Consider the following 25,972-nt stretch of genomic DNA (forward strand, 5'->3'; position numbering starts at 1 on the left):
ATCAGCCCTGCCCGTCGGCGCGCAGCGACGCCGCGACATAGTCGGCCAGCTCACCGACGGTGAGGGCGATGATCTCGTCGAGTTCGAGATCGGCGATGAACAGGGCGAGGTTGACCCGGTCCCCGTAGTGCTCGCGCAGGACACCGGCGAGCGTCACCAGGTCGATGCTCTCCAGTTCGAGATCGTCGTGGAAGGTGGTCTCCCGGGTGATCTCGGCGTCGTCGAGACCGTCCTCCTCCAGCAGTTCGCGCAGCATCCGGGTGATGTCCGCCAGCACAGCGGCATCATCGGTGTCCCGCGGCTCCGTGGTCATGAACCCGATCGCCTCAGTGCTCATCAGACTCTCCTGTCTCGTTGTCATCGGTCGTCCAGGCGACGATGTACTGCCGCTCGGGCAGTCCCGGTGGATTGGCCACCTGCCGCACACTCACCCCGTACGCCCGGCCCTCGGTCTCCACGCGCAGCCTGCCCGCGTCCGCCGCCACCACGCGGTAGTCGGCGGGACGGCCCCGCAGACCGGTGCCGCGTGCCTTGGCGACGGCCTCCTTGGCCGTCCAGAACCGGGCGAACCAGCCGGGCCCGCTGTCCGGGTCCGCCGCCACCAGCCCGTCCAGCAGGGCCAGTTCGCCGCTGTCGCAGGCCATCTCGACGGCGGACCTCGGCCGGTCGGTGATCTCCTCGATGTCGATCCCGCACGCGCCGCGCCGGGCGAGGGCCACGCCGGTCTCCCGGCAGTGCGCGATCGACACGGTCAGCTCGCCCGGCACGCGTCCGTGCACACCGTGGGCGACGGGCCGCCCCGTGTCGTCGTTGCGTATCGCGATCTCGGCCGGATAGATCTCGTCCGCGCCCTCGCCCCACAGCAGTCCGCGGACCGCGTCCTTGGCGGCGACCCTGCCGAGCAGCCACTGACGGCGGCGGACGGGGGGCAGTCCCTCGTACCCCGCGCGTTCCGCGCCACCGAGCATATTGCGCATGATCAGCTCGCGGGTGGCCAGGTCGGGCCAGCGCTCGTGCACCTTCGTCCAGCCCCCGGGCTCGGCGGTGGAGAGGGTGTTGCGGCCCGGGAAGCGGTCCACCGCGCGGATGTTGGGGTCGGTGTCGAACCTCCGGTCCTGCCAGCCGGTGAACTCGGCCCAGACCCGGCCCTCGTGGACGAGCTGCATGTCCGCGGTGAGCGTGAGGTCGGTGACCTCGGTGATACGGATCAGGCAGTCCAGCCGTTCGCCCGGCTTCGGCTCCGGCCCGTGGAAGCGGATCCGGTCCATCCCGATCGGGAAGACCGTGGTGCGCTCGGTGAGCGTCGCCATGATCCAGTAACCGAGGAGCTGCCCGACGTTGTCCAGCAGGGCGCCGGGGGCGTCCGGCGCGGTGATGACGCCCCGCACCGACAGATCGCCGAGGGCGGTCAGTTCGCTGACGCCCTGGAAGCGCGGCCCGTGGAACATCCACCGTTCGCTGTAGAGCTGTTCGGCCCGCAGCCCGGGGGTGCGCTCGGCGGCCGGGTCCACCGGCCAGGGCGCGGGCGGTTCCGGGTAGCGCGGGGCCAGTTCGACCACCGCCCGGGAGTAGCCGGTCAGGCCGACCTCGACCCGGTCGGGCGCCTGGCGCCGTACCACCACCGGTACGTCGACGGACGGCATGGCCTCGATCCACTTCAGCAGCCGCACCTCGTGCACGGCGACGGCCCGCGTCCCGGGCACGGCGCGTTCGGCGATCTCCATGAGATGGCCGATGACCGTGGTGGCGGGGACGATCGGCCAGCGGTCGGCCTCGTCGGGCCAGCCGGGGCGCTGCCGGAAGAAGCAGTGGTCGAGCAGATACGGCATCGCGGCGACGTCCACCCGCAGCACCTCGGGGACCGGCGCCGCGGCCGGAGCGGGGACGGGAGCGGGCGTGCCCGCCGACGGTCCCCGGCGGACCGGGGCGGTACGCCGGTGCGCGGCGCCCGCGCCGATGAGTTCGTTCGCGACGGCCGCGGTGTCGTTGAGCAGCGCGGAGAGTTCGGCGGCCACCGGGAAGCGCGCGCCGGCCCGGCCGAGCAGCTCCAGCGCCCCGCCGTCGGCGACGGCGAGCGCGGGCGAGGCGGCGGGGGTGACGGGCCGGGGCACGATCCCCGTCAGCGCCTTTCTGGTCTGCTCGGGCAGGGAGACGAGCGCCCCGCCGAGATCCAGCCGTACCCCTGCCCGGACCGGCCGCGCGGACGTGGTCGCCGTACGGGCCGCCGCGGCGGTCACGGGCCCCAGCAGCGGGGCGACCTCGGGTGCGGCGCCGTCCACCCAGAGCGCGGTGACCACCCGGCGCAGCTGCGCCAGACTGTCCCTGGCCGTGGAGTGGGCGGAGACGACGAGCCGGTCCTCGCCGGCCAGGGTGTCGTCGATGAGCGAGCCGAGCTGCCCGGCGCCCAGCTGGATGAACGCGCGGTACCCCGCCTCGTGCATCGCGGCGATCATGAGCCGGAACCGCACCGGTTCGAGCAGATGCCGGACGAACAGCTCGCGTACGGCGGCCGGTTCCGCCGGGTAGAGCGCGGCGGTCGTCGCGGACCAGACCGGGGTGGTCTGCGGATGGAGGGTGTACGTCTCCGCCGCGCGCCGGATCGGATCGAGGTACGGCGCGAGCATCGGCGTGTGGAAACCGGAGCGGAACGGCAGCACCTGCCCGATCACCCCCTGGCCCCTGAAGCGCAGGACCAGTTCGCCGACGGCCTCCTCCGGGCCGCAGATCATCGACTGGTTGGGCGCGTTGTCGTGCGAGAGCACCACATCGGTACGTCCGCCCAGCTCGGCCAGTACCTTGTCGGCGGGCATGCCGAGCACGGCGAAGACCGCGCCGGGGACACGCAGCGCGTCCGGGTCGAAGCCCGCGAGGAAGGTGTCCACCTCGTCGGCGGCGTGGATGCCGCCGCAGGCCATGGCGGTCCACTCGCCCACGCTGTGCCCGGCGACCGCGTCGGGCACGACGGCGAGCCTGCGCAGCGCGGTGTCGAGGACGCGGCCGAGCTGGAACACCGCGGCGCCGTGCCGCCCCACATCGCCGACCCTGGCGTCCTCGCCCGCCGACCACGGAAGGCCGAACCGCTCGGCGAGTTCGGCCACTTGGGGCTCGAACTCCGCTTCGAGGCCGGGGAAGACGAACGCGGTGCGCCCGCCGCCCGCCGGGCCCAGCAGCGGGCGCGGGCTGAACCACACGTCGCTGCGTCCGCGCCAGGCGTTGCCCTTGCTCACGGCCTTGCGTGCCAGCTTCAGCCGGCGCGCGGTCGGGTCGACGATGCCGAGGCGGACGGGGCCCGCCGAGGCCGCCGCCGGGTCGCGCTCGTCGAGCCCGGCCGCCAGGACCGTGGAGTCGTCGGCGTCCAGCAGTGCGGCCAGCTCCGCCGGGCCCGCCGCGGCGAGCCGCAGCACCCGCTCGGGCTCGGTCACCGTCGTACGGGCTGTCCGCGCGGCCGGGGCGGTGGCCGGCTGCTCCAGGACGACATGGGCGTTGATGCCGCCGAAGCCGAAGGCGTTGACGCCCGCGCGGCGCGGGGCGCCGGTGGCGGGCTCCGCCCAGGGCCTGGCCTTCGCGAGGGGGGCGAACCGGGTGCCGTCCAGGGCCGGGTTCGGCTCGTCGCAGTGCAGGGTCGGGGGCAGCACCCCGTGGTGGATCGCGAGCGCCGCCTTGATCAGCCCGGCGATCCCGGCGGCCGGCATGGTGTGTCCGATCATGGACTTCACCGAGCCGATCGCCGCCCGCTCGCCCACCGCCGGTCCGAACACCTCGGCGAGCGTGGTCAGTTCGGCGCGGTCACCGGCGACGGTGGCGGTGCCGTGTGCCTCCAGCAGCCCCAGGGCGTCGGCCGCGCGCGGGTCGAGCCCCGCCGCGTCCCACGCCTGCCGCACCGCGCGGATCTGGCCGCCGGGGTCGGGGTTGAAGAGGCTGGCGGACCGGCCGTCGCTGGCCACTCCGGTCCCGGACACCACCGCGTAGACACGGTCGCCGTCGCGCTCGGCGTCCGCGAGCCGCTTGAGCACCACGATGCCGGTGCCCTCACCGATGAGCACGCCGTCCGCGCCGGCGTGCAGCGGGCGGATCCGCTCGCTCGGCGAGAGCGCGCCGAGCTGACTGAACACACTCCAGAGGGTGATGTCGTGGCAGTGGTGCACACCGCCGGCCAGCATGACATCACACCGGCCGGCGGCCAGTTCGCGGACCGCGTGGTCGACCGCCACCAGCGAGGACGCGCAGGCGGCGTCCACGGTGTAGGCGGGGCCGCGCAGATCGAGCCGGTTCGCGACGCGCGAGGCGGCCAGGTTGGGCACCAGCCCGATGGCCGACTCCGGCTGTTCCGGCCCGAGTTGCGCGGCGAACGCCGCCCGTACCTCCTCGATCCTGTCCTCGCCCAGCTCGGGCGCCAGTTCCCGGAGCGTACGGGCCAGCTGGCCGGCCGTACGCACCCGCTGGTCGAGCCTGACCAGACCGGGCGTCAGATACCCGCCCCGGCCGAGGACGATCCCGGCGCGCTGCCGGTCGGCGGGGAGTACGGGGTCCCCGCCGGCGTCCTCGATGGACCGGTGGGCGACATCCAGCGCGATCAGCTGGTCGGGCTCGGTGCCCGCCACGGACGTGGGCATGATGCCGAACCGCGTGACATCGAACTCGGCTTCCTGGTCGACGAATCCGCCGCGCCGGCAGTACACCCGGTCGCTGCGCCGGGGCCCGTCGGGCGCGTAGAACTCGCCGTCCCAGCGGTCGGCCGGTACGTCGCCGATCGCGTCGACCCCGTTGACGATGTTGTGCCAGTAGCCGTCCAGGTCCCTCGCGCCGGGGAAGAACGCGGCCATCCCGACGATGGCCACCGGTGTCGCGGGACCGGCGGGCGTCCGGGGATCCATCCCGGTCACCAGCCGGAGGCGGTGTAGACCGCGGCGTGCACCGAGGGGGCGCCCCAGGCGAGTTCACGCAGCAGGCTCAGCGGTCCCTCTTCCGGGTCGATGAGCTTGATCCCGCGGGACGCGTACGACCGCATCAGCTCCGGGGTGACCATGCCGCCGTTCGTCTCGGAGGCCGCCCAGGGGCCCCAGTGGACGGTCAGCCCGCGCCGGTCCGCGGTGGACCAGCGGCGCCCCAGCTCCTCCAGCGCGTCGTTGGCGGCGGCGTAGTCGGACTGGCCCCGGTTGCCGAGCGCGGCGGCGATGCTGCCGAACAGTACGGCGAAGCGCGGTCCGGTGGGCAGCGAGTCGACCGCGTCGAGCACCGCGCGGGCCCCGCCCACCTTGGTGGAGAACACCCGGCGGAACGACTCGACCGGCTTCTCGGCGATCAGCTTGTCCTCGATGACCCCGGCCGCGTAGACGAGACCGTCGAGCCTGCCGTGCTCGGCGTGGATGTCCTTCACCGTGGCCCGTACCGCCTCCGCGTCGAGCACATCGACGCAGTGGTAGCGGACCTGGCTGCCGTACGCCCGCAGTCCGGCGATGGTGTCGCGCACCTCGCGCGCGGCGAGAGTGGCGGACACCCGGCGCTCGACCTCGGCGGGCGAGGTCAGCCCGGAGGCGAGGAAGGCGGCCCGCAGCCCGGCGCGGTCCGCGGCTCCGGCGGTCGCCGGGTCCTCGGTGTCGGAGGGGACCGGTGTGCGGCCCATCAGTTCGATACGGCACCGGCTGACGGAGGCGATCGTACGGGCGAACCGCGCGGTGATCCCGCGGGCTCCGCCGACCAGCAGGACGACCGCGTCACGGTCGAGCCCCGCCGCCTCGGCCTCCGCGACCCCGTCACCGGCCGGGCCCGCGCCGGTGGCGGCCAGCGCGCCCAGATCGGTGAGGGTCAGCCGCAGGGCGCGCCGGGTGCCGCCGTCGGTCAGGACGACCGGTTCCCGCTCGGTGGCGGCGAGTTCGGTGACCAGCGCGTCGGCGACCGCGTCCGGTGCCGCGCCGGGCGCCACCTCGACCAGGGTCGCGGCGAGGTCCGGGTATTCGCGGTCGACGCTGCGGAAGAAGCCGCGCAGCCCGCTGGCCGCGCCCTCGGTCCTGCGCTCGACGGCGAGCAGTCGGCGCGGGGCGCCGGCCAGCACGCTCTGGAAGAGCGGGAAGGCCTCGGGCAGCGGCGCCTCGGCCGCGTCGAGGGCGTCCAGGTAGAGCACGGCGTCGGCGCCGCTCTCCGGCAGCTCTCCGGTGGGTACGAGCCGGGGCTCGGCGCCGGCGGCGCGCAGCCGCTCGGCCACGACCGGGGCCAGCTCACCGCCGCCCAGGATCAGCACCGTACTGCCGCTGTCCACGGTCCCGGTCACGGCGGGCAGTTCGGCCTCGGTGAACTCCAGCCGCTGCGGGGGCACGACCTCGGCCGCGGGTCCGGCGGGCGCGGCGGGTACGGCCTGGGCGTCGCTCGTCCCGGAGGTCGTCTCCCCTCCGCCGAGCCGGGTGGTGAGCAGTCCGGCGATGCCCGCGGCGGTACGGGCGGCGCTCAGCCCGTCCAGCTCCGCACCGCCGTCGACGGGGAGACCCAGCCTGACCGCCAGCTCACCCGCGATCTCCGTCCGCTTGATCGAGTCCACACTCAGATCCGCTTCCAGATCAAGATCAGGCTCAATCATGTCCACCGGATAACCCGTACGCTCCGCCACCACCGCCAACACCGCACCGAGCACCGCCTCACGGTCCAGCACCGGACCGGCGGCAGCGGGCGCCGCCACAGCGGAGGCGGGCGACTGCGCGGGCAGTCCGGCGACCTTCGTGGCGAGCAGTCCGGCGATCCCGGCGGCCGTGCGGGCGGCGCTCAGCCCGTCCAGCTCCGCACCCCCGTCGACCGGCAGACCCAGCCTGACCGCCAGCTCACCCGCGATCTCCGTCCGCTTGATCGAGTCCACACTCAGATCCGCTTCCAGATCAAGATCAGGCTCAATCATGTCCACCGGATAACCCGTACGCTCCGCCACCACCGCCAACACCGCACCGAGCACCGCCTCACGGTCCAGCACCGGAGCAGCGGCGGCGGGCGCCACGGTGGCGGCCGTGACGACAGCGGTCGCCGGGACGGGCGCGGGCAGCGCGGCGGGGGCGGACAGCTGTGGTGCGGCGGCGTAGACGGGCGGCCGGTCCGCGGGGACGGCCGCGGGGCCGCCCAGATAGCTCAGCATGACGTCTCGCTGCGCCGCCACCAAGTCCCGGCTGGTGCGCAGGAATTCGGCGACGAGTGCGTCGGGACCGGACGCCGCGGCGCCGTGGGGGGCGTAGTTCTCCGGCACGATCAGCTCCGTAACGGGTCTGGCGGGGTGCAGGGCGTTGGGGGGAATGGAGCCGTCGGCGAGGCGGACGAGCTGGCCGTCCACCGTCCATCCGGCGGTGCGCCCGGGGACGGCGGTCTCGGGGTCGACCGCGTCGCGTCCCTGGAAGAGCCGGCCGGCGCGGACGTCGGCTCCGCTGACGGCGAGCTGGGCCAGGGCGGTGAGGAAGCCGGTCAGTCCGGCGCCCCGGCCGCCGTCGAGCGGGATCGTACGGTGCGGGCGGTCGCCCAGGACGGCGGAGACCAGCTTGCTCAGTACGCGGCCGGGGCCCACCTCGGCGAAGACCCGGGCGCCCGCCGCGTACATGGCCTCGATCTGCTCGGTGAACCGGACGGGCGCGCCGATCTGCGCGGCGAGTCCGGCCCGGATCGCCGCGGGCTCGGCCGGGTACGACTCGGCCGTGCGGTTGGCCCAGACGTCGAAGGCGGTCGGGTAGACGGTCATGGACTCCAGGCGGTCGGCGAAGGCGTCGCCCGCGCCGGCCAGCAGGGGGCTGTGGAAGGCACAGGCCACCTGGAGCGGCTTCGCCGGGTGGCCGGCGTCCCGCAGATGGGCGACGGCCGCGGCCATCGGCTCGGTGGGACCCGAGATGACGGTCTGCCGGGGCGCGTTGTGGTTGGCGGCGACGACGTCCTCGGCGAGACCGGCCAGCCGCAGTACCTCCTCGACCTGCTCGACGGTGGCGGTGACGGCCGCCATCGTGCCGGCGTCGCCGTCCGCCACCTGGGCGAGGATCGCCTCGGCGCGGGCGGCGCTCGCGGTCAGGACGTCCTGGGGCGCGAGCGCCCCGGCCACACCGAGCGCGACGAGTTCGCCGTAGCTGTGACCGGCGGCCATGGCGGGGCGTACGCCGACCGAGGCGAGCAGTTCCGCGGCGGCGAGTTCGACCACACCGAGCGCGGGCTGGGCGACGGAGGTGTCGGTGATCCGGGCCAGCTGGCCGGCCTTCGTCTCCTCGTCGAAGGCGGCCGGCGGGTAGAGCGCGTCCGCCCAGCGCGCGCCGAGCTGGAGGTAGCGCTGCAACTCGGGGAAGGCGACGAAGAGTTCGGCGAGCATGCCGGGGCGCTGGCTGCCCTGGCCCGGGAAGAGGAAGGCCAGCTTTCCGGCTCCCTCGCCGTCGGTGTCCGTGGCCCCGGTCGTGGTGCCGTCGAGCGCGGTGTCGTCGGAGACATGGAGCCCGGCCTCCGGGTCGTGCTCCCCTTCGGCGGCCCTGCGCAGCAGTTCGGGCAGCGCCGCGAGGCTCGGGGCCACCACGGCGATCCGTACGGGCTCGCCGCGTACCGCCGCCTGGTCGGCGCGGTGGGCCGCGTGCCGCGCGTAGTCGCGCAGCCGCCAGTCGCCTCCGCGCTGGATCAGGTCGAGCAGCGCACGCGCCGCGCGGCGCGCCGCGGCGGCGTCCCGGCCACGGAACGTGAACAGCTCCGCGGGCCACGCGTCCAGCGTATGGGCAGGCGGCGCCTGGTCATACGCGCGTAGAACGACGTGGAAATTGGTGCCGCCGAATCCGAAAGCGCTTACTCCCGCGACACGGTCCGCGGGCTCCGAGGCCCATGGCCGGGCGGCGGTGTGGAAGACGAACGGGCTGCTGCCGCCGTCCCATGCCTCGTTGGGCCGGCGCACGTGCAGGGTGGGCGGCTTCACCCCGTGGTAGAGCGCCAGTGTGGTCTTGATCAGCCCGGCCAGTCCGGCCGCGCACTTGGTGTGGCCGATCTGGGACTTCACCGAGCCGATCGCACAGCCGGCCGGCTCGGCCCCCGCCTCGGTGAACACCTCGGTCAGCGTGGCGAGTTCGGTGCGGTCGCCGACGACGGTGCCGGTGCCGTGCGCCTCGATCAGTCCGACATCGGCCGGGGACACACCGGCGTTGCGGTAGGCGCGGGTGAGCGCGGAGCGCTGGCCCGCCGGGCGGGGCGCGGTCAGGCCGAGCGCCCGGCCGTCGCTGGCGCTGCCGACGCCGTCGATCACGGCGTAGATCCGGTCGCCGTCGCGCTCGGCGTCGGCCAGCCGCTTGAGCGCCACGCAGGCGACCCCCTCGCCGAGCGCGATGCCGTCGGCGGCGCCGTCGAAGGTGGCGGAGCGGCCGGTCGGGGAGAGCGCGTGCACGGAGGAGAACAGCAGATAGTCGTTGATGCCGTTGTGCAGGTCGGCGCCGCCGCAGAGCACCAGATCGCTGGTGCCGGTGACCAGTTCCTTGCAGGCCACGTCCACGGCGGTGAGCGAGGACGCGCAGGCCGCGTCCACGGTGTAGTTGGCGCCGCCGAGGTCGAGCCGGTTGGCGATCCGGCCCGCGATGACATTGGCGAGCATGCCCGGGAAGGAGTCCTCGGTCAGCCGCGGCAGCTGCTCGTCGAGTGCGGACGGGATGGTGCCGACGTATCCGGGCAGCACCGTGCGCAGGGTCGTCGCGTTGGACAGATCGCTGCCCGCTTCCGCGCCGAACACCACGGAGGTACGGGCGTGATCGGTGTCCGCGCCGTCGTACCCGGCGTCGGCGAGCGCGCGCCGCGCCGCCTCCAGCGCGAGCAGCTGTACGGGTTCGATGCTGGCCAGCGAGGCCGGCGGGATGCCGTAGCGCAGCGGGTCGAAGGGGATCTCGGGCAGGAATCCGCCCCAGCGCGAAGGGGTGCGCTCGCCGTCGCCGTCGGGCGCGTAGTACCGCTCCGCGTCCCAGCGGTGCGCCGGGACTTCGGTGACGCAGTCCTTGCCCGCCAGGATGTTGGCCCAGAACTCGGCGAGGTCGGGGGCGCCGGGGAACATGCCGGCCATGCCCACCACGGCGATCCGCAGCGGTTCGGGGGCGCTCTCCGCGTCCTCGTCCACCCGGTCGAGTCCGAGTGCGGTGCGCAGTCCCGCGGCCCGGGAGCGCAGCCATCCGGCGGCCCCTTCGGCGACGGACTCGTGGAGCGCCGCGACGGTGGTGACGGATTCGCGCAGGACGCAGACCTCGCCCGCCATGAACATGCCCTCGTCGGACTGGCGGGTCTCGTCGACCGGCCGCAGTTCGTCGCCGACCCGCTCGATGCCCTTGCTGGCGAGCCGGAGCCTGCCGACGTTGAACCGCTCCAGCCGTTCCCAGATCTCCCGGTCGGGCACGCCCTGTTCGCGCAGTTCGTCCTTGAGGTGCGCGAAGTCCTGGGTGATGGCGCTGTGGGCGCAGCGGGTGGCGTGTCCGGGGGCGGTCTCCAGCAGGTCGGTCCGCTCGGCGGCGACGATGCTGCGCTGGAAGAGCGGCTGGATGGCACCGGCCGCGACCGCCTCCTCGGTGAAGAGATACGCGGTGCCCATCAGCACGCCGAACGCGGCTCCCGCGCGGGTCAGCGGGGCGGCGAGGGCCGCCGCCATCGCGGCCGAGCGGGCGTCGTGGATGCCTCCGGCGAACAGGACGGTCAGCTCGGCGGCGGCCTCGTCACCGGATTCGGCCACGAAGTCGAGCAGGACCTCGGTCTGCGCCTCCCACAGCGGGAAGCTGTTGCGCGGTCCGACATGCCCGCCGCACTCGGCGCCCTCGAAGATGAACCGGCGCGCGCCGGCGGCGAGGAACTGCCGCAGCAGCCCCGGGGAGGGCACATGCAGGAAGGTGGCGATGCCCTCCGCCTCCAGCGCGGCGGCCTGGGCGGGCCTGCCGCCCGCGATGATCGCGTGCGTCGGCCTCAGCTCGCGTACCACCTCCAGCTGCGCGGACCTGATCTCCTCGTCCGCGAACCCGAGGACACCGACGCCCCAGGGCGCGTCGCCGAGGGCGTCGCGGGTGCGCTCCAGCATCGTCCGGGTGCGGTCCGCGTTCGCCAGCGCGAGCGCCAGGAACGGCAGGCCGCCCCCGGCCGCGACGGCGGCGGCGAACGCGGGCTCGTCGCTGACCCTGGTCATCGGCCCCTGGGCGATGGGGAATTCGGTGCCGAGTGCCCGTGCGCCCGCCGATCCCGCGGCCAGCGCGGCGGCGGGCAGGTCGTCCTCGACGGCGGCGGATATCGCCGCCCTGACGCCCCGGATCGCGTCGCCCGCCGACTTCCAGCGCCGGGCGAAGGAGGCCGCGAGAAACGCGTCCTGGCCCACCGGCAGAAACTGTGTGCGGAGATCGTCACTGCCCACCCTGGCCGCGAACTCGGCCGGATCATCAGGGAGTTCGGGGGCACCGGGACCACGGCGCCGCAGCACCCGCGTCCCGTGGTGCAGCACCGTCTCCGAGCCGTCGAGTCCGGTGAGCGCGCCGGTCAGCTCCGCGGGCAGGCCCGCCTCGTCGAACAGCGCGAGCTGGGTGTCGAGTACGACACCCGCCGCGCCTCCCGCGACGACGGCGGCGGCCGTGTGCGGCCCGATGCCACCGCACGCCCAGACCGGCAGCGCGATGTCCGGGTCCGCCAGCACCTGCTGGAGCAGGACGAACGTACTCAGCTCGCCCGCCCTGCCACCGCTCTCCGCGCCACGCACGATCAGTCCGGCCGCCCCGGCTCCCGCGGCCTCCCGCGCGCCCGCCAGACCGGTCACCTCCACGAGGACCCGGCGGCCGGCGAACTCCTCCGGTGTACGCCCGGGGTCCGCCAGCAGCACGGTGTCCACCGGCTCGGGCAGATCCGCCGCGGTGACGGTGCAGCCGGGACGTATCCGCACACCGAACGGCAGCGACGACCAGCGCAGGGTGCGGTCGAGTGTGTCGGCGACGCTCCTGGGGTCACCGGCCGACAGCTCCAGCACGCTGAGCGCACCCGCCCGTGCGGCGGCGGCCGTCAGCCGTGGCGACGAGCGGTGCAGGGGGTTGACGGCGATGACCGACTGAGGCAGCGAGAACTCAATGGACGCGACGGATTCCGGCATCCGCATGAAGTCTCCCGGATCGAGGTGGGGGGTTGACCGAGGGCTTGACCGTGGGGGGCAGACCGTGAGGTTGACTGGCCGGTAGTTAACTGGCCCTCCCTCCCGGGGGTCAACTGCTCACGCTGCGCAACGAGTTACGCGTAGCCGCTGCCCCACACACTCCGTAGTCGAAGAACCTCGCGAGGGGGCAGTAATCGGACGCCTTACCAGGACCGCAATCCGCGGATCATGTGCGTGATATCGACCTGTCATGCCCATGAAATGCAGGATCTGTCTCCGGGTCATCGGCTGTGCCACAGATCACAGTACCCGGGTCTCGCATTCTGTCGCCCACGGGGCATGCCTACACGGCGTGACAATGCCGCAGAAACGCTTCACCTGACTCGGCGCCATGCCGTGGTGACGCTTGAGCAGGCGATCGATAAATCTTATAGTTGCCACCGCATCAGTGAACGCGGCGTGAACCGGAGGAAGAAGAGTGAGGAACGTTCCATCACAGCTCTTCCTGCCCATATGCCCGCCCGCCGCCACCCGTTGACGTAACAGGTCCCCGCGCGCCCGTCATCTCTTTCCGTGACAGCTCCGGAAATCGGTACGGGCATGACCGGTTAACGCCCCCTCATGACCACGCACAGCACCGTACTCCAACGGTTTCCCCTCGCGAACCGTTCTCTTTCGGTGACCATTCCTTCCCGCCCACGGGCATGCGGAGCGAGATGACTCCCCCTCAGATTTCCGTCGTCGTACCGTGTTTCAACGAGAGCGAAGTACTCGCCGCCTTTCACACCGCACTGCTCGCCGCCCTCGAACCGACCCGGCAGACCTTTGAGATCTGCTACGTGGACGACGGCAGCGCGGACGGCACCAGAAGACACCTCAGCGAACTCGCGGCAGCGGACCCGCGCGTCCGGTACACCTCCTTCAGTCGCAACTTCGGCAAGGAGGCCGCCATGCTCGCGGGACTGCGCATGTCCCGGGGAGACGCGGTCGTGCTCATGGACGCGGACCTCCAGCACCCCCCGGAGCTGGTGCCCCGCATGCTTGAGCTGCACCGGCACGGCTACGACCAGGTCGTGGCCCAGCGCGACCGCACGGGCGAGAGCGCCCTGCGCACCGCGCTCAGCAGGGTCTACTACCGGCTGGTGCGGCGCTGCATGGATGTCCATGTCGTGGACGGCGCGGGCGATTTCAGACTGCTCTCGCGGCACGCGGTGAACAGTGTGCTGTCCCTGCCGGAGAGCAACAGATTCTCCAAGGGAATCTTCTCCTGGATCGGCTTCGACACGGCGAGCTTCACCTACCGGAATGTCCAGCGCGCGGCCGGCACCTCCAAGTGGGGCGGCCGGAATCTGCTCAACTACGGCATCGACGGACTGCTCTCCTTCAACAGCCGCCCCCTGCGGCTCGCCATCCATACCGGTCTCTGGCTCTTCCTCTCCGCTCTCGTATACGCGCTGTGGATCATCGCGAATGTCGCCCTGAACGGTGTGGACGCGCCGGGCTATACGACGCTCATGACCGCCATCGTGGCGCTCAGCGGAATCCAGCTCGCCACGCTCGGCGTCATCGGCGAATACGTCGGACGGATTTACCACGAGGCGAAGCGCCGTCCGCACTATGTGGTCCGGGAAACGGATACGACGCGTACGCCCTTTCCGTCCGGTGCGCCATCGGCGGTCTCCGTCGGGCAAGCCCGTTCGGAGCGATAGGGAACCGGCGGCCGGACGCGTTCCCGCCGGACGCGGTCCAGCCGGAAACGGAACCTCCCCTTTCGAAAGGCAGTGGTGTACATGGCCGCGGGCGCGTCACGCGTCATCATCCCGGAGCAACCGGGCGGACGGCCCCGGCGGCGGCGGGAGAACGGCCGCGGGTCATCCGTACTCTCCGTACGTGCGTGGCCGGGATACGGCGTACTGGGCCTGCTGTCACTGCCACTGGGACTTCTCGGATCGGCGTTCTGGCTCGGCCGCCATGTGCGTCCCAGCGCGGACGAGTGGTGTTTCCTGCCCAGCGTGCGCGATCACGGCATCACGGGGCTGGTGGGGAAGTTCTACCTGACGGACAACGGACGGCTCGGGAACGGCCTGCTGGTCGGGGCGTACGCGAAGTACGGGGTCGCGGGCCACCAGTGGTTCGGTCTGGTCAGTGGTGTGGTGATGCTGGGGCTGCTGTGGGCCGTGACCGTACTGCTGCTGCGTCTGACGGGCCGGACGGCGCCGCGTGGCGTGCCGCTGTTCGTGGCGTCCATGGTGACGGTGGTGTTCCTCTTCGCGAGCCTCAACACGTACAAGACGTTCTACTGGCCCGCCTCCTCCGTCTCGCACACCGTCGCGCCGGTACTGGCCTGCGCCGCCGCCGTCCCCCTGCTGTGGGCCGGGTCGCGCCGGGGACGCGTCGCGGCGGGGGCCTGCGCGCTCGTCATGGGCGCCTTCCTCGGCACCCTCTCGGAGGAGACGTCGGTCGTCGCGCTGGTCGTGCTCCTGACCCTGCTGCTGCTCGGCCACCGGATCCTCGTCCCTCGCGCACGGGCCCACGCGCGCGCCTGGTGCCTGGCCGGTGGGGCCGGGATCGTGATCGGCACGCTGCTGCTGCTCACCTCCCCCGGATCGCGCAACCGACGTGCGCGGTACGACGCCGGGACCGGCTCGATGTTCGCGCCCGAATCGCTCGCCGGCTCGCTGGACGGGTTCCTGGACATCCTCGGGACCCTGTTCACCACCTGGTGGTATCTGGGCGCCCTCGCGGCCGGTGTGGTGCTGGCGCTGCTGACCGGGAAGCGGAAAGGGCACGCGCCGGTGCTGCTGCCGTGCCGCCCGCTCTTCCTGCTGGGCACGGGCACCGTCACGTTCCTGGTCGCCGGATACGTCTGCACGGTCATCACGTACCCGCTCTTCGGACCGCATGTGGTGTTCGCGCACCGGACCTGGAACGACTATCTCCTGCTGTATGTCGTGCTTCTGGTGGGTGCCGGAGCGCTCCTGGGCCGGGCGTTGCGGGGACACGCGACGCGGGGGCGCGCGGCGCGTACGTGCGCCGTCGCGATGGCCGCCGGAGCGGCGATGTGCGTCGCGGTGTGCGTCGGACTGGCCTTTCCGCTCGGCGAACTGGGCGAGAGCATGCGCGTAAGGGCCGAGAAGTGGGACCACCAGGACCGCTGGCTGCGGGAGCGGGCGGCGCGGGGCGCGCGGGTCCTGCCGTACAAGCCGCTGTCCGTCAGCGGGATGGGGGAGCCGTTCGCGCACAGGGGCGGCAAGACCTGGCCGGCCCGATGTGTCGCCGACTACTACCACCTGGAGCGGATCACCCGCGCGGAGCGGCTTCCCTGATCCCACCGCCGTCACCGGCGCCTCCACGCGGGTTCTTGTGGGATGCTGACGTATCCGCACCTCCCTTCTTCCCCCCGAGGCACTATGCGCTGCGTCATCGCCCGCTTCCCCTTCGAACTGGTCAAGAGCGAGGTGCAGCAGGCGATGAAGGGCATCAAGCCGGAACCCATCACCGGTGAATCCGTGGTCATCGGCCGCCGCGCCTACCCCGTCAAGCAGGTGGGGGAGGTCATCACACGGCAGGACCGCCGCGATTTCACCTCCTTCGAGGTGACGAGGGCGCTGACCAGGCTCGGCTTCACGTGCCACGCCGTCCCGGCTCCCGTCGCGCCGGAGCCGCTCACCCCGCTCGAAACCGCGTCGGCGCTGCTCGGCCCCGGCGCGCGGGACTGATACGCGCCGGACGGGCCACGGCCGGTGTTTCGTACGCTCACTCAGGGCGGCGCCCGCGTAGTAGAGTCGGCGCCCATGTCGAAGCCTGATCATCTGCTTGTTGACATCGCCACCACCGTGGAGTCCGAGCAAAGCAATCAGATGTCCCTCACCGTGGTCGTCCAGGGCGCCGTCATCACAGGACGGCTGGCGCCCGAAGTTGTGTGGAGGGAGCGGGTCGCCGAGGTCCTGGAGGACTCCGAGCGACTGGGACCGTTCTCCGCCGTCTTCGGTCCGGCCGCCGCGAACGCCCGCTCATCGCGCCCGGACGAGCCGCCCACCCATCTGCATTTCCATGTCGCCCGGATCCTCCAGGGAAGTTTCGGGATCCCGGAGACCGGTGGCATGTACCGCATCGCCATCGAGGACGTGAACGCCTGGACGGTGGGAGACTTCAGCTACTCCGACGGCTGACGCCGTCCGCTCCCCCTCCGAACCCCCTTCGCACACCTCAGCGGAAGTGCCCCGGTACCAGTCGGTACCGGGGCACTTCCGCTGTGCGTTCCGCCCGTGGCTCAGGCGGTGCTGTTACGGGGCGACTGGCGCGGTGCGCCGCCGGTGCGCGCCGCGGAGCCCGCGGAGGAGGAGCGGCGGCCCTGACCCGCGCGGCCACGGCCGCGGCCCTGGGAGGGGCCGCGCTTGGCCCGCTCGGTGACCGGCGCGGTGATGGTGACCGGAACCCCCGAGGGCGCCTGGGCGCCCGTGATGCGGCTCAGTTCGGCCTCGCCCGAGCGGACCTGGGCGGTCTGCGGCGTGATGCCCGCGTCGGCCATCAGCCGGGTCATCTCGCGCCGCTGGTTCGGCAGGACGAGCGTGACGACACTGCCGGACTCGCCGGCCCGTGCGGTGCGTCCGCCGCGGTGCAGATAGTCCTTGTGGTCGCTGGGCGGGTCGACGTTGACGACGAGGTCGAGGTTGTCGATGTGAATGCCGCGGGCCGCGACGTTCGTGGCCACCAGCACCGTGACATGGCCCGTCTTGAACTGCGCGAGGGTGCGGGTGCGCTGGGGCTGGGACTTGCCGCCGTGCAGCGCGGCGGCGCGTACGCCGCTGTTCAGCAGGTGCTCGGTGAGCCGGTCGACGGCGTGCTTGGTGTCCAGGAACATCAGCACCCGGCCGTCGCGCGCCGCGATCTCGGTGGTGGTGGCGTACTTGTCGGCGCCGTGTACGTGGAGCACATGGTGCTCCATCGTGGTGACCGCGCCCGCGGACGGGTCGACGGAGTGGACCACCGGGTCGTGGAGGTAGCGGCGGACCAGGAGATCGACATTGCGGTCGAGGGTGGCGGAGAACAGCAGCCGCTGGCCCTCGGTGCGCACCTGGTCGAGCAGCGCGGTGACCTGCGGCATGAATCCCATGTCGGCCATCTGGTCGGCCTCGTCGAGCACCGTGATGGCGACCCGGTCCAGCCGGCAGTCGCCGCGGTCGATGAGGTCCTTGAGCCGTCCCGGGGTGGCGACGACGATCTCCGTGCCGCCGCGCAGCGCGCTGGACTGGCGGCCGATCGACATACCGCCGACGACCGTGGCCAGCCGCAGCTTCAGCGACCGGGCGTACGGGGTGAGCGCGTCGGTGACCTGCTGGGCCAGTTCCCGGGTGGGGACGAGGATCAGGGCGAGCGGCTGCTTGGGCTGGGCGCGCTGTCCGGCGGTACGGGCCAGCACCGCCAGGCCGAAGGCGAGGGTCTTGCCGGAGCCGGTACGTCCCCGGCCGAGAACGTCCCGGCCGGCCAGCGAGTTGGGCAGGGTGGCCGCCTGGATCGGGAACGGCTCGGTGACCCCCAGGCCGCCGAGCGTCTTGAGCAGTTCGGACGGCATGTCCAGGTCGGCGAAGGCCGCGACGGCGGGCAGCGCCGGGGTGAGGGTGACCGGGAGGGCGAACTCGCCCTTCAGCGCGGCGGGGCGCCGCCCATGTCCGCCACCGGAACGGCCCGGGGCGCCGGAGCGTCCCTGGGAACCCGAACGGCTGGAGGCACCCGAGCCGAACCTGCCGCCACGGCCGGAGCCGGCGGAGCCGCCCGTGCGTGTGCGGGAGTAACGGTCGTTCGTGCGTGCTGCGCGGTTCATTCAGAACCTTTCTCGATGGGCACGTATCGAGAATTCCCGGCAGAAACACCGCACGAAGAATCGCAAGAACGAGCCGATTACATACAGAGACCAGAGCCGCGCCGGGGCGGAGAACAGCCGGAACCGTGCGTCGCGTTCCGCACACCATCAGGGCACGCGGAACAGGCTCTGTCGAAACGTGGAAGATTACGGGAAAACCACGTGAAAAATATAAAAACAACGAGCTGGGGCCCGCATTTCTAGGTGCGGACCCCAGCTACGTCATGAATTCAGCGTCAGGCGGGAACGATGTTCTCCGCCTGCGGGCCCTTCTGGCCCTGCGTGACGTCGAAGTTCACCTTCTGGCCCTCCTGCAGCTCACGGAAGCCCTGGGCGGCGATGTTCGAGTAGTGGGCGAAGACGTCGGCGCCGCCGCCGTCCTGCTCGATGAAGCCGAAACCCTTTTCCGCGTTGAACCACTTGACGGTGCCACTGGCCATGTTGATCTCCTTCGGGGCATTTAGCCCGGAGGCCCGCACTGTGCGGACCCCACGTCACCGCGATGATTACCCCGTCCGGAGAAAGCCCGGAAATACAAAAGCGCACCCACCGGCACATAAAGCCGGTAAGAGCACTTGAAGTCTTTGGGAACCACAACTGCAACTGAGATCAACAGTAGCACGGCGCGAGCGGCCGGGTACGGCAGGCAATATCACTCCGTCCGCCGTGCCACAAATCTTCATCACGCATCAAGCCAATTTCTGCACCAGCGACCACAGATATTCAGGAGCCGTGGGCTCCGCCCCCGTCCGCCGGGGCGCCGCACCCAGGCGTCGGGGCCGGGGGCCGCCGGGACGCCTGGCAGGAAATCCGGTGACGCGTACCGTGAGACGCGTGTGCTGGAGTGCGACAGCCGATCTTGTGGTGGGCGCCGGTATCACCGTGGTCGGCGTGGCCTGTGTGTCGCGGGTACGCAGGGTCCGGGATCTGCCGCTCGCCGCGCTGCCGTTGCTGCTGGGGGCGCACCAGATCATCGAATCGGTCGTGTGGCGCTCCGGCGGCGGTGCGGGCCCCGCCACCCTCGCCTGGGTCGTGATCGCACTGCCGGTCCTGGCGGTGTGGGTGCCGTTCGCCGTCCTGCTCGCCGCGCCGCCCCGGGCGCGGCGCCGGCTGCTGATTCCGGCCGTGATCGGGCTCGGCACCGCCGCGGTGCTGTCGTACTACCTCGTCCACCGGACGGCGAGGGCCGAGATCCGCGGCCACACCATGGGGTTCGCGCTCGATCTTCCGCACGTCCCGCTGCTGGTGGGGGCCTACGCCCTGGCCACCGTCGGGGCGCTGCTCATCGGCGGTGATCCGACGGTGCGGCTGCTCGGCGTGGTCGTCGCGTACGCGGCGGTGCTGTGCGTGACGCTCTGGCGGCTGGAGTTCATCTCCACCTGGTGCGGCCTCGCGGCGGTGGCGTCCGTCCTGGTCCTGGTGTGGGCCCGGCGCCTTCCGGCCGCCCCCCGGCCACGGACGGGGTGACGTACGAACAAACAGCCGCCCTCGCCCGCGTGGCACCGCGCCCCCACTGCCCGCCGCCGGTCCCTAGCATGAAACCGAGCGGCCCCGGCGACCGCCCGCGTGGCCCGGGTCCCATGAGGGGATGTCATGAGCAGCGGTACGCCCGATCCGTCCCTGACAGCCCGTACGCCGCGCTTCACCGCCGACTTCGCGTCCACCGAGCAGTGGGTCGCGGGGCGCTCGTGGGCGTATCCCGGCGGCGGGCCGACCAATCCGGGGGACAACAAGCTCGATCATCTCGTGCCCGACGCGGAGTACTGCCGCGGTGGCACCTTCCGGGCGACGCTCCGGTCCGACGGCTGGTGGAACACGGGGCTGCTGACCACGGAGGGCAGCCCCGAGGAGTTCACCGTCCGCACCGGAGACGTGCTGGAGACGGGCGTGCTGCTGCCCACCGAGACCGGCGCGTGGCCCGCGATCTGGACCTGGCTGGACGGCGGGAACGAGATCGACGTCTTCGAGTACCACCCCGACAACCCCCATCTGCTGGAGCTGTCGAACCGTGTGCGGGGCAGCGAGCGCTACTACACGGACCAGGCGATCCGCCCCGGCGCGCGGGTGGCGCTGAAGGTGGAGTTCCGGTCCAGGACGGTCGTCTGGTGGGTCAACGGCCGGCGCGTCTTCGCCGACGGCAGGGGCGTGGGCCGCGACTGGCGGGCCCACCTCATCGTCAATCTCTCCGTCTGCGCCGGCCGGTACCACCCCGCCCCGCAGCCGGGGGTGACCGCGATGTCGTACGGGGTCGACTACCTCCGGGTGTACGGCGCCCGCTCCTGAACCGCGCCGCCTCCTGAACACCGCGCCTCCCGAACCACGCCGCCCCCTGAACCGACATGCGGGCCGGGGGCCGGTGCGCGAGACTCGACAGCACCATGAACGAGGACGCTCAGGAGACGGACACCCCGGTCGGTGACCAGCGGGGCGAGGCGTATCTGCCGATCGCCGAGCACGGTCTGATCGGGGATCTGCGGACCGCGGCGCTGGTGGGCACCGACGGCCGGATCGACTGGTTCTGCGCTCCCCGCTTCGACGCCCCCAGCGTCTTCGGATCCCTGCTGGACGCGGAGCGCGGCGGCTCCTGGGACATCCGGCCGGTGTGCCAGGTCTCCACCCACAACCAGTTCTACTTCCCCGACACGAACATCCTGATCACCCGGATGCTCACCGCCGACGGCATCGTGGAGGTCCAGGACTTCATGCCGATCGTGCGGGAGCAGGACCCGCACCACCGGCAGCGGCTGGTGCGGCGGGTGGTGAACGTACGTGGCCGGATGCGGCTGGGGGTACGGATCGCGCCGCGGCTGAACTACGGCCGGGACCGGCACCGGCTGGAGCGCATGCCCGACGGCGTACGGTTCGTCGGCGACGTCCTCGCGCTGTCGCTGCGGTCCTCCGTCGCGCTGGAACTCGACGACACCGACGCCTACGCGACGTTCGATCTCGACGAGGGCGAGACGGCCCTGTTCGACCTCGAAACGGACTATGCCTCCGCGTATGCCGCCGCGGACGCGGAGATCGGCGGGAACACCGGGCCGGATCCGTGCGCGGTCGACGCCGAGGCCGCCGAGGCGCTCTTCGTGGCCACCGTGGCCTTCTGGCGCCGCTGGCTGCGGCAGTCGACGTACACCGGGCGCTGGCGGGAGATGGTCCACCGCTCGGCGCTGACCCTCAAGCTGCTGACGCATGAACCGACGGGTGCCATCATCGCCGCGCCGACGCTCGGGCTTCCCGAACAGCTCGGCGGCGCGCGCAACTGGGACTACCGCTACGTATGGATCAGGGACGCCGCGTTCTCCCTGTACGCGCTGTTGCGGATGGGGTTCACCCAGGAGGCCCAGGGGTTCATCAGCTGGCTGGCCGAGCGGCTGCGGGACGCGACGGACGGCAGGGTGGGCCCGCTGCGCGTCGTGTACTCCATCGACGGTCACGACCATCTCCCCGAGGAGGTGCTCGGGGATCTGGAGGGGTACCGGGGCTCGCATCCGGTGCGTGTCGGCAACAACGCCAGCGACCAGCGCCAGCTGGACATCTACGGCGAACTGATCGACTCGATCTATCTGTTCAACAAGTACGGCGCGGGTATCTCGCACGAGAGCTGGACCGATCTGTGCGAGATCCTGGAGTGGCTGCTGAGGCACTGGGACTCCGCCGACCAGTCCATCTGGGAGACCAGGGCGGGCCAGCAGAACCACACGTACTCGCGGCTGATGTGCTGGGTCGCCGTCGAGCGCATGATCAGGATGGCGCGCCAGCGCGGACTGCCCGGCGATCTGGTCCGCTGGACGGCCGCCCGGGACGAGATCTACCACCAGATCATGGAGCGGGGCTGGGACCCGCGGACCCGTACCTTCGTCCAGCGGCTCTCCGCCGAGCCCGGCCGGCCTCCCGAGAGCATCCTGGACGCCTCGCTGCTGCTGATGCCCATGGTCAAGTTCATCTCGCCGGTCGATCCGCGGTTCCTGTCCACCGTCGAGGCGATCGCGGACCGGCTCGTGATGGACAACCTGGTGTTCCGGTACGACCCGTCGCAGGCCCCGGACGGGCTCGACGGTTCCGAGGGCACGTTCTCGATCTGTTCGTTCTGGTGGGTGGAGGCGCTCGCCCGCACCGGCGAGGTGGAGCAGGCGCGGCTGGCGCTGGAGAAGATGTTCACGTACGCCAACCATGTGGGGCTGTACGCCGAGCAGATCGGGCTGACCGGTGAGCATCTGGGCAACTTCCCGCAGGCGTTCACCCACCTCGCCCTGATCAGCTCGGCGATCAACCTCGACCGGGCGATGGGCTGAGGGCCGGAAGGGAGCGGACAGGAATCATGCCGGCGTCACGTCACCCCGTGTCCGGGGCCCCCTGCTGGGTGAGTCTGATGGCCCGCGACCTGAAGGCCGCCCAGATCTTCTACGGAGCAGTCCTCGGCTGGAGGTTCCGGCCCACGGCCCTGGGCGACGAGTTCAGTCTCGCGCTCGACGACGGCGCGGCGGTCGCGGGGATCGGGGCGCTGGCTCCGAGCCTCCAGGCCGCGGTCGCCTGGACCCCGTACTTCGCCGTCGATGACGCCGACCTGGTCGCGTCCCGTATCCGCGAGCGGGGCGCGACCGTGGCGGTGGGGCCGCTCCCCATGCACACGGGACGTGCCACCCTCGCCGCCGATCCGGACGGCGCCGTGTTCGGCTTCTGGGAGGGCCGGACCGTCGCCGGGTGGTCCGTGGGGCGGGGCAGCGCGCCGGCGCGGCTGGAGCTGCGCACCCGGGACGCGTTCGCCGCCGCCATCTTCTACGGGCAGGTCCTCGGCTGGGGCTCGGACGAGAAGGCGAGCTGCGAGGTCCACTACGAGGACGATCAGGTACTGGTGCGCGACGGCACGCACACGGTCGCGGCGCTGCGCGGCGGAGCGGTCGAGAGCGCCCCGGACCCGCAGATCAGACCGCGCTGGCATGTGTACTTCCGGGCGGCCGACGTGAGCGCCGCCGCGCGGGCCGCCGCCGCGGCCGGCGGGGTCGTCGTCACTCCGCCGGGCCTCACCCCGGCCGGTGAGGAGGCCACCCTCCGCGACCCCGACGGCGGCCTCTTCACGATCGTCTCGGCGTGAGCGGGCCACGCCCGGGGGTCACTCGGCCAGGCGCGCGTTACGGCGGACCGAGGACCAGAAGGACCAGCCGATCAGGACGACACCGACGAGTCCGGTGATGAGTTCGCTGATCTGGTACTGGATGGTGATCAGCAGGATCAGCGCCAGCGCGCCGATGGCGTAGTGCGCGCCGTGCTCCAGATAGACGAAGTCGTCGAGTGTCCCCTGCCGGACCAGATAGACCGTGAGGGACCTGACGTACATCGCGCCGATGCCGAGGCCGAGGGCCATCAGCACGATGTCGTTGGTGATCGCGAAGGCGCCGATGACCCCGTCGAACGAGAACGACGCGTCGATCACCTCCAGATACAGGAACATGAAGAACGCGGCGTTGCCGGTGAGCGCGACCGCCGAGCCGGATCCGCGCTTCCTGGCGGCTTCCTCGACCCGTTCCTCCTCGTCCTCGATGCGGTTCTCGAAGAAGCGGGAGAGCCCGCCGACGATCAGATAGGTGATGAGCCCCGCGACGCCGGCCGTCAGGACCGTCTGGGCCTTGTCCGCGTGTGCGCCGCCGTGCTGGTGGGCATGGGTGGCGACCGTCATGGACGCGACGAGCAGCACGATCAGCGCGATACAGACGGCGAGCATGTCGATCCGGCCGAGCTTCGCCAGCGGCCTCTCCAGCCAGGCCTGCCACTTGATCTCCCGGTCCTCGAAGATGAAGTTGAGGAAGATCATCAGCAGGAAGATCCCGCCGAAGGCGGCGATCGACGGATGCGCGTCCGTCACCAGCTGCTGGTACCGGTCCTTGTCGTTGATGGCCAGCCGCACCGCCTCGACCGGGCCGATCTTGGCGGTGAGGGAGACGATCAGGACGGGAAAGACGAGCCGCATGCCGAAGACGGCGATCAGCACCCCGACGGTGAGGAAGATCGTCTGCCAGAAGGCGCTCATCTTCTTCAGGATCCCGGCGTTGATCACCGCGTTGTCGAAGGAGAGCGAGATCTCCAGGACCGCGAGGATGGCGACGATCCACAGGGCGGCCCAACCGCCGTACAGCGCCCCGACGGCGAGGCCCGCCGCGGTGACGACAAACGCCCATCTGAATGTCTTCAGAACCATCTGGTCATCCACTTCCCCTCGGTGAGGCGCCGCTTCCCCCTCGGTGAGGCCCCGGCTTCCCCTCCGTGAGGCCCGGTCAGCGTCTCACCGTGAAGCCGGCTCTTCCGGGAAACACGCACGGCTGACAGACTCCTCCCGTGCCCGACTTCGACATGCTTGTCATCGGATCAGGACCGGGCGGCCAGAAGGCCGCCATCGCGGCGGCCAAGCTCGGTCGCCGGGTCGCCGTGATCGACCGCCCCGACATGGTCGGTGGCGTCTCCATTCATACCGGAACCGTCCCCTCCAAGACCCTGCGCGAAGCGGTGCTCTATCTCACGGGGCTGGCTCAGCGGGATCTGTACGGCCAGAGCTACCGGCTCAAGGAAGAGATCACCGTCGCCGATCTGACGGCCCGGACGCAGCATGTCGTCGGCCTGGAGGTCGACGTCGTACGCAGTCAGCTGGCCAGGAACCAGATCACACTGCTCGCGGGCACCGGCCGGTTCGTGGACGACCACACGGTCGCCGTACGGGACGCCTCCGGCCAGGACCGGCTGCTCACCGCCGATCACATCGTGATCGCCACCGGCACCCGGCCGGCCCGCCCGGCGAGCGTCGAGTTCGACGACCGTACGGTCATGGACTCGGACAGTGTGCTCAGCATGGAGAAGGTGCCCCGGTCCATGGTGATCGTGGGCGCCGGGGTCATCGGCATGGAATACGCGTCGATGTTCGCCGCCCTCGGCAGCAAGATCACTGTGGTCGAACAGCGCGCCGGGATGCTGGATTTCTGTGATGTCGAGGTGGTCGAGGCCCTCAAGTACCGGCTGCGGGATCTGGCGGTGACGTTCCGCTTCGGCGAGACGGTGGCGGCGGTCGAACGGCACGAGCAGGGCACGCTCACCATTCTGGAGAGCGGCAAGAAGATCGCCGCCGACGCCGTGATGTACTCCGCCGGGCGCCAGGGACTGACCGAGGAACTCGACCTCGGCAAGGCGGGTCTCTCCGCCGACGCGCGCGGACGGATCACGGTCGACGAGCACTACCGCACCGAGGTTCCGCACATCTACGCCGTCGGCGACGTCATAGGCTTCCCCGCCCTTGCCGCGACCTCGATGGAGCAGGGCCGGGCCGCCGCCTACCACGCGTGCGACGAGCCGGTCAATCCGATGCACCATCTACAGCCGATCGGTATCTACACCATCCCGGAGATCAGCTTCATCGGCCGGACCGAGGACCAGCTGACAAAGGAGCGCGTGCCGTTCGAGGTCGGGGTCTCCCGCTATCGCGAACTGGCCAGGGGCCAGATCGTCGGGGACGCGCACGGCGTGCTGAAGCTGCTGGTCTCCCCGGAGGACCGGCGGCTGCTCGGCGTGCACTGTTTCGGTTCCGGGGCGACGGAGCTGATACATATCGGCCAGGCCGTGATGGGGTGCGGCGGTACGGTCGACTATCTGGTGGACGCGGTGTTCAACTATCCGACGCTGGCCGAGTCGTACAAGGTCGCCGCCCTCGATGTGACCAACAAGATCCGCGAGATCGACCGCATGAAGCGCTGAACCCGCCGCCCCGGCCGAGCGGCGTGACGGCCCCGGCCCGCGACGGCCCCGGCCCGCGACGGCTCCGCTCCCCCTTCCCCGCGGCCCGCCAACGGCTCCCCGGGACAAGCGAATTCCCTTTCCCGCTCCACGAGACTCACGGATTCGCTCCCCGAAGCGCTTGAGAAACGCGCGAATTCGCTCAAAGGATCGGTCAACCCCCTTTCCCGTGAAGCTTTCCGTGAAGCTTTTCCGTGGAGCGCCGACCGTCGCGGAAGCACACCCCACCCGTATGACACCACGTCTATCGATCTTTGCCTTTT

General features: G+C 71.5%; 15 protein-coding genes. 9 read left to right on the forward strand and 6 right to left on the reverse strand.

The features are described 5' to 3' along the window. Position 1: 1 nt before the first annotated feature. From ACIOGX_RS02750 to ACIOGX_RS02760, 3 genes are read right to left on the reverse strand one after another with little or no spacing between them, the layout of a single operon-like run. The gene (locus ACIOGX_RS02750; protein ID WP_356509684.1) at positions 2–337 is read right to left on the reverse strand and encodes a phosphopantetheine-binding protein; all 336 of its coding nucleotides are present in this window, start codon (positions 335–337) and stop codon (positions 2–4) included. Further along, positions 327–4,874, reverse strand: a complete 4,548-nt coding sequence (locus tag ACIOGX_RS02755) for a beta-ketoacyl synthase N-terminal-like domain-containing protein (RefSeq protein ID WP_401909696.1) — start codon at positions 4,872–4,874, stop codon at positions 327–329. Before ACIOGX_RS02755 ends, ACIOGX_RS02750 begins: the two co-directional genes overlap by 11 nt. Before the next feature lie 5 nt (positions 4,875–4,879). After that, positions 4,880–12,073, reverse strand: a complete 7,194-nt coding sequence (locus ACIOGX_RS02760) for an SDR family oxidoreductase (protein ID WP_401910509.1) — start codon at positions 12,071–12,073, stop codon at positions 4,880–4,882. 716 nt (positions 12,074–12,789) lie between these two features. Between ACIOGX_RS02760 and ACIOGX_RS02765 the strand changes: the two genes are divergently transcribed. The 4 genes from ACIOGX_RS02765 to ACIOGX_RS02780 all read left to right on the forward strand — a co-directional run bounded on the left by ACIOGX_RS02765 (position 12,790) and on the right by ACIOGX_RS02780 (position 16,245). Next, positions 12,790–13,782, forward strand: coding sequence for a glycosyltransferase family 2 protein (locus ACIOGX_RS02765; protein WP_401909698.1), 993 nt, complete (start codon positions 12,790–12,792; stop codon positions 13,780–13,782). 81 nt (positions 13,783–13,863) lie between these two features. After that, positions 13,864–15,399, forward strand: a complete 1,536-nt coding sequence (locus ACIOGX_RS02770; RefSeq protein ID WP_401909701.1) for a DUF6056 family protein — start codon at positions 13,864–13,866, stop codon at positions 15,397–15,399. Positions 15,400–15,483: 84 nt separating this feature from the next. After that, positions 15,484–15,792, forward strand: coding sequence for an SCO5918 family protein (locus ACIOGX_RS02775; protein WP_129767514.1), 309 nt, complete (start codon positions 15,484–15,486; stop codon positions 15,790–15,792). A gap of 75 nt (positions 15,793–15,867) precedes the next feature. Continuing rightward, entirely contained in the window at positions 15,868–16,245 is a 378-nt protein-coding gene (locus ACIOGX_RS02780; protein WP_356509675.1) for a hypothetical protein, read from the forward strand. 101 nt (positions 16,246–16,346) lie between these two features. Here the strand turns inward: ACIOGX_RS02780 and ACIOGX_RS02785 are convergent, their stop codons facing one another. Continuing rightward, on the reverse strand, positions 16,347–17,897 hold the full coding sequence (locus tag ACIOGX_RS02785) for a DEAD/DEAH box helicase (RefSeq protein ID WP_401759227.1): 1,551 nt from the start codon (positions 17,895–17,897) through the stop codon (positions 16,347–16,349). 275 nt (positions 17,898–18,172) lie between these two features. Then, the gene (locus ACIOGX_RS02790) at positions 18,173–18,376 is read right to left on the reverse strand and encodes a cold-shock protein (protein WP_014061102.1); all 204 of its coding nucleotides are present in this window, start codon (positions 18,374–18,376) and stop codon (positions 18,173–18,175) included. A 394-nt stretch (positions 18,377–18,770) separates the two neighbouring features. On the opposite strand from ACIOGX_RS02790, the gene ACIOGX_RS02795 reads away from it, so the two are divergent. From ACIOGX_RS02795 to ACIOGX_RS02810, 4 genes are all read left to right on the forward strand, one after another. Further along, positions 18,771–19,403: a DUF6629 family protein gene (locus ACIOGX_RS02795; protein ID WP_401909705.1), complete on the forward strand. Its 633-nt coding sequence runs from the start codon at positions 18,771–18,773 to the stop codon at positions 19,401–19,403. Between the two features lie 126 nt (positions 19,404–19,529). Next, positions 19,530–20,219 carry a beta-glucanase gene (locus ACIOGX_RS02800; RefSeq protein ID WP_401909708.1) on the forward strand — a complete coding sequence of 230 codons (690 nt, stop codon included), beginning with the start codon at positions 19,530–19,532 and terminating at the stop codon, positions 20,217–20,219. A gap of 95 nt (positions 20,220–20,314) precedes the next feature. Next, complete coding sequence (locus tag ACIOGX_RS02805; protein ID WP_356509667.1) at positions 20,315–22,228, forward strand: glycoside hydrolase family 15 protein; 1,914 nt, start codon at positions 20,315–20,317, stop codon at positions 22,226–22,228. A 77-nt stretch (positions 22,229–22,305) separates the two neighbouring features. Further along, a complete protein-coding gene (locus tag ACIOGX_RS02810) occupies positions 22,306–23,028 on the forward strand; it encodes a VOC family protein (RefSeq protein ID WP_356509665.1) in 723 nt (240 codons plus the stop codon). An 18-nt stretch (positions 23,029–23,046) separates the two neighbouring features. Here ACIOGX_RS02810 and ACIOGX_RS02815 read toward each other — a convergent pair whose 3' ends face one another. Beyond that, positions 23,047–24,129 carry a DUF475 domain-containing protein gene (locus ACIOGX_RS02815; RefSeq protein WP_401759239.1) on the reverse strand — a complete coding sequence of 361 codons (1,083 nt, stop codon included), beginning with the start codon at positions 24,127–24,129 and terminating at the stop codon, positions 23,047–23,049. A gap of 137 nt (positions 24,130–24,266) precedes the next feature. Here ACIOGX_RS02815 and sthA point away from each other — a divergent pair, with 137 nt between their 5' ends. Next, positions 24,267–25,670 carry a Si-specific NAD(P)(+) transhydrogenase gene (gene sthA / locus ACIOGX_RS02820; protein WP_356509661.1) on the forward strand — a complete coding sequence of 468 codons (1,404 nt, stop codon included), beginning with the start codon at positions 24,267–24,269 and terminating at the stop codon, positions 25,668–25,670. Positions 25,671–25,972 lie beyond the last annotated feature (302 nt).

Source organism: Streptomyces sp. NPDC088147, from assembly GCF_044741565.1.
In the GTDB taxonomy this organism is placed as follows: domain Bacteria; phylum Actinomycetota; class Actinomycetes; order Streptomycetales; family Streptomycetaceae; genus Streptomyces.

Excerpts from the sequence above, each read along its gene's own strand:
- ACIOGX_RS02750 (WP_356509684.1), bottom strand. The coding sequence starts at position 337 with ATGAGCACTGAGGCGATCGGGTTCATGACCACGGAGCCGCGGGACACC.
- ACIOGX_RS02755 (WP_401909696.1), bottom strand. The coding sequence starts at position 4,874 with ATGGATCCCCGGACGCCCGCCGGTCCCGCGACACCGGTGGCCATCGTC.
- ACIOGX_RS02760 (WP_401910509.1), bottom strand. The coding sequence starts at position 12,073 with ATGCCGGAATCCGTCGCGTCCATTGAGTTCTCGCTGCCTCAGTCGGTC.
- ACIOGX_RS02765 (WP_401909698.1), top strand. The coding sequence starts at position 12,790 with ATGACTCCCCCTCAGATTTCCGTCGTCGTACCGTGTTTCAACGAGAGC.
- ACIOGX_RS02770 (WP_401909701.1), top strand. The coding sequence starts at position 13,864 with ATGGCCGCGGGCGCGTCACGCGTCATCATCCCGGAGCAACCGGGCGGA.
- ACIOGX_RS02775 (WP_129767514.1), top strand. The coding sequence starts at position 15,484 with ATGCGCTGCGTCATCGCCCGCTTCCCCTTCGAACTGGTCAAGAGCGAG.
- ACIOGX_RS02780 (WP_356509675.1), top strand. The coding sequence starts at position 15,868 with ATGTCGAAGCCTGATCATCTGCTTGTTGACATCGCCACCACCGTGGAG.
- ACIOGX_RS02785 (WP_401759227.1), bottom strand. The coding sequence starts at position 17,897 with ATGAACCGCGCAGCACGCACGAACGACCGTTACTCCCGCACACGCACG.
- ACIOGX_RS02790 (WP_014061102.1), bottom strand. The coding sequence starts at position 18,376 with ATGGCCAGTGGCACCGTCAAGTGGTTCAACGCGGAAAAGGGTTTCGGC.
- ACIOGX_RS02800 (WP_401909708.1), top strand. The coding sequence starts at position 19,530 with ATGAGCAGCGGTACGCCCGATCCGTCCCTGACAGCCCGTACGCCGCGC.
- ACIOGX_RS02805 (WP_356509667.1), top strand. The coding sequence starts at position 20,315 with ATGAACGAGGACGCTCAGGAGACGGACACCCCGGTCGGTGACCAGCGG.
- ACIOGX_RS02810 (WP_356509665.1), top strand. The coding sequence starts at position 22,306 with ATGGCCCGCGACCTGAAGGCCGCCCAGATCTTCTACGGAGCAGTCCTC.
- ACIOGX_RS02815 (WP_401759239.1), bottom strand. The coding sequence starts at position 24,129 with ATGGTTCTGAAGACATTCAGATGGGCGTTTGTCGTCACCGCGGCGGGC.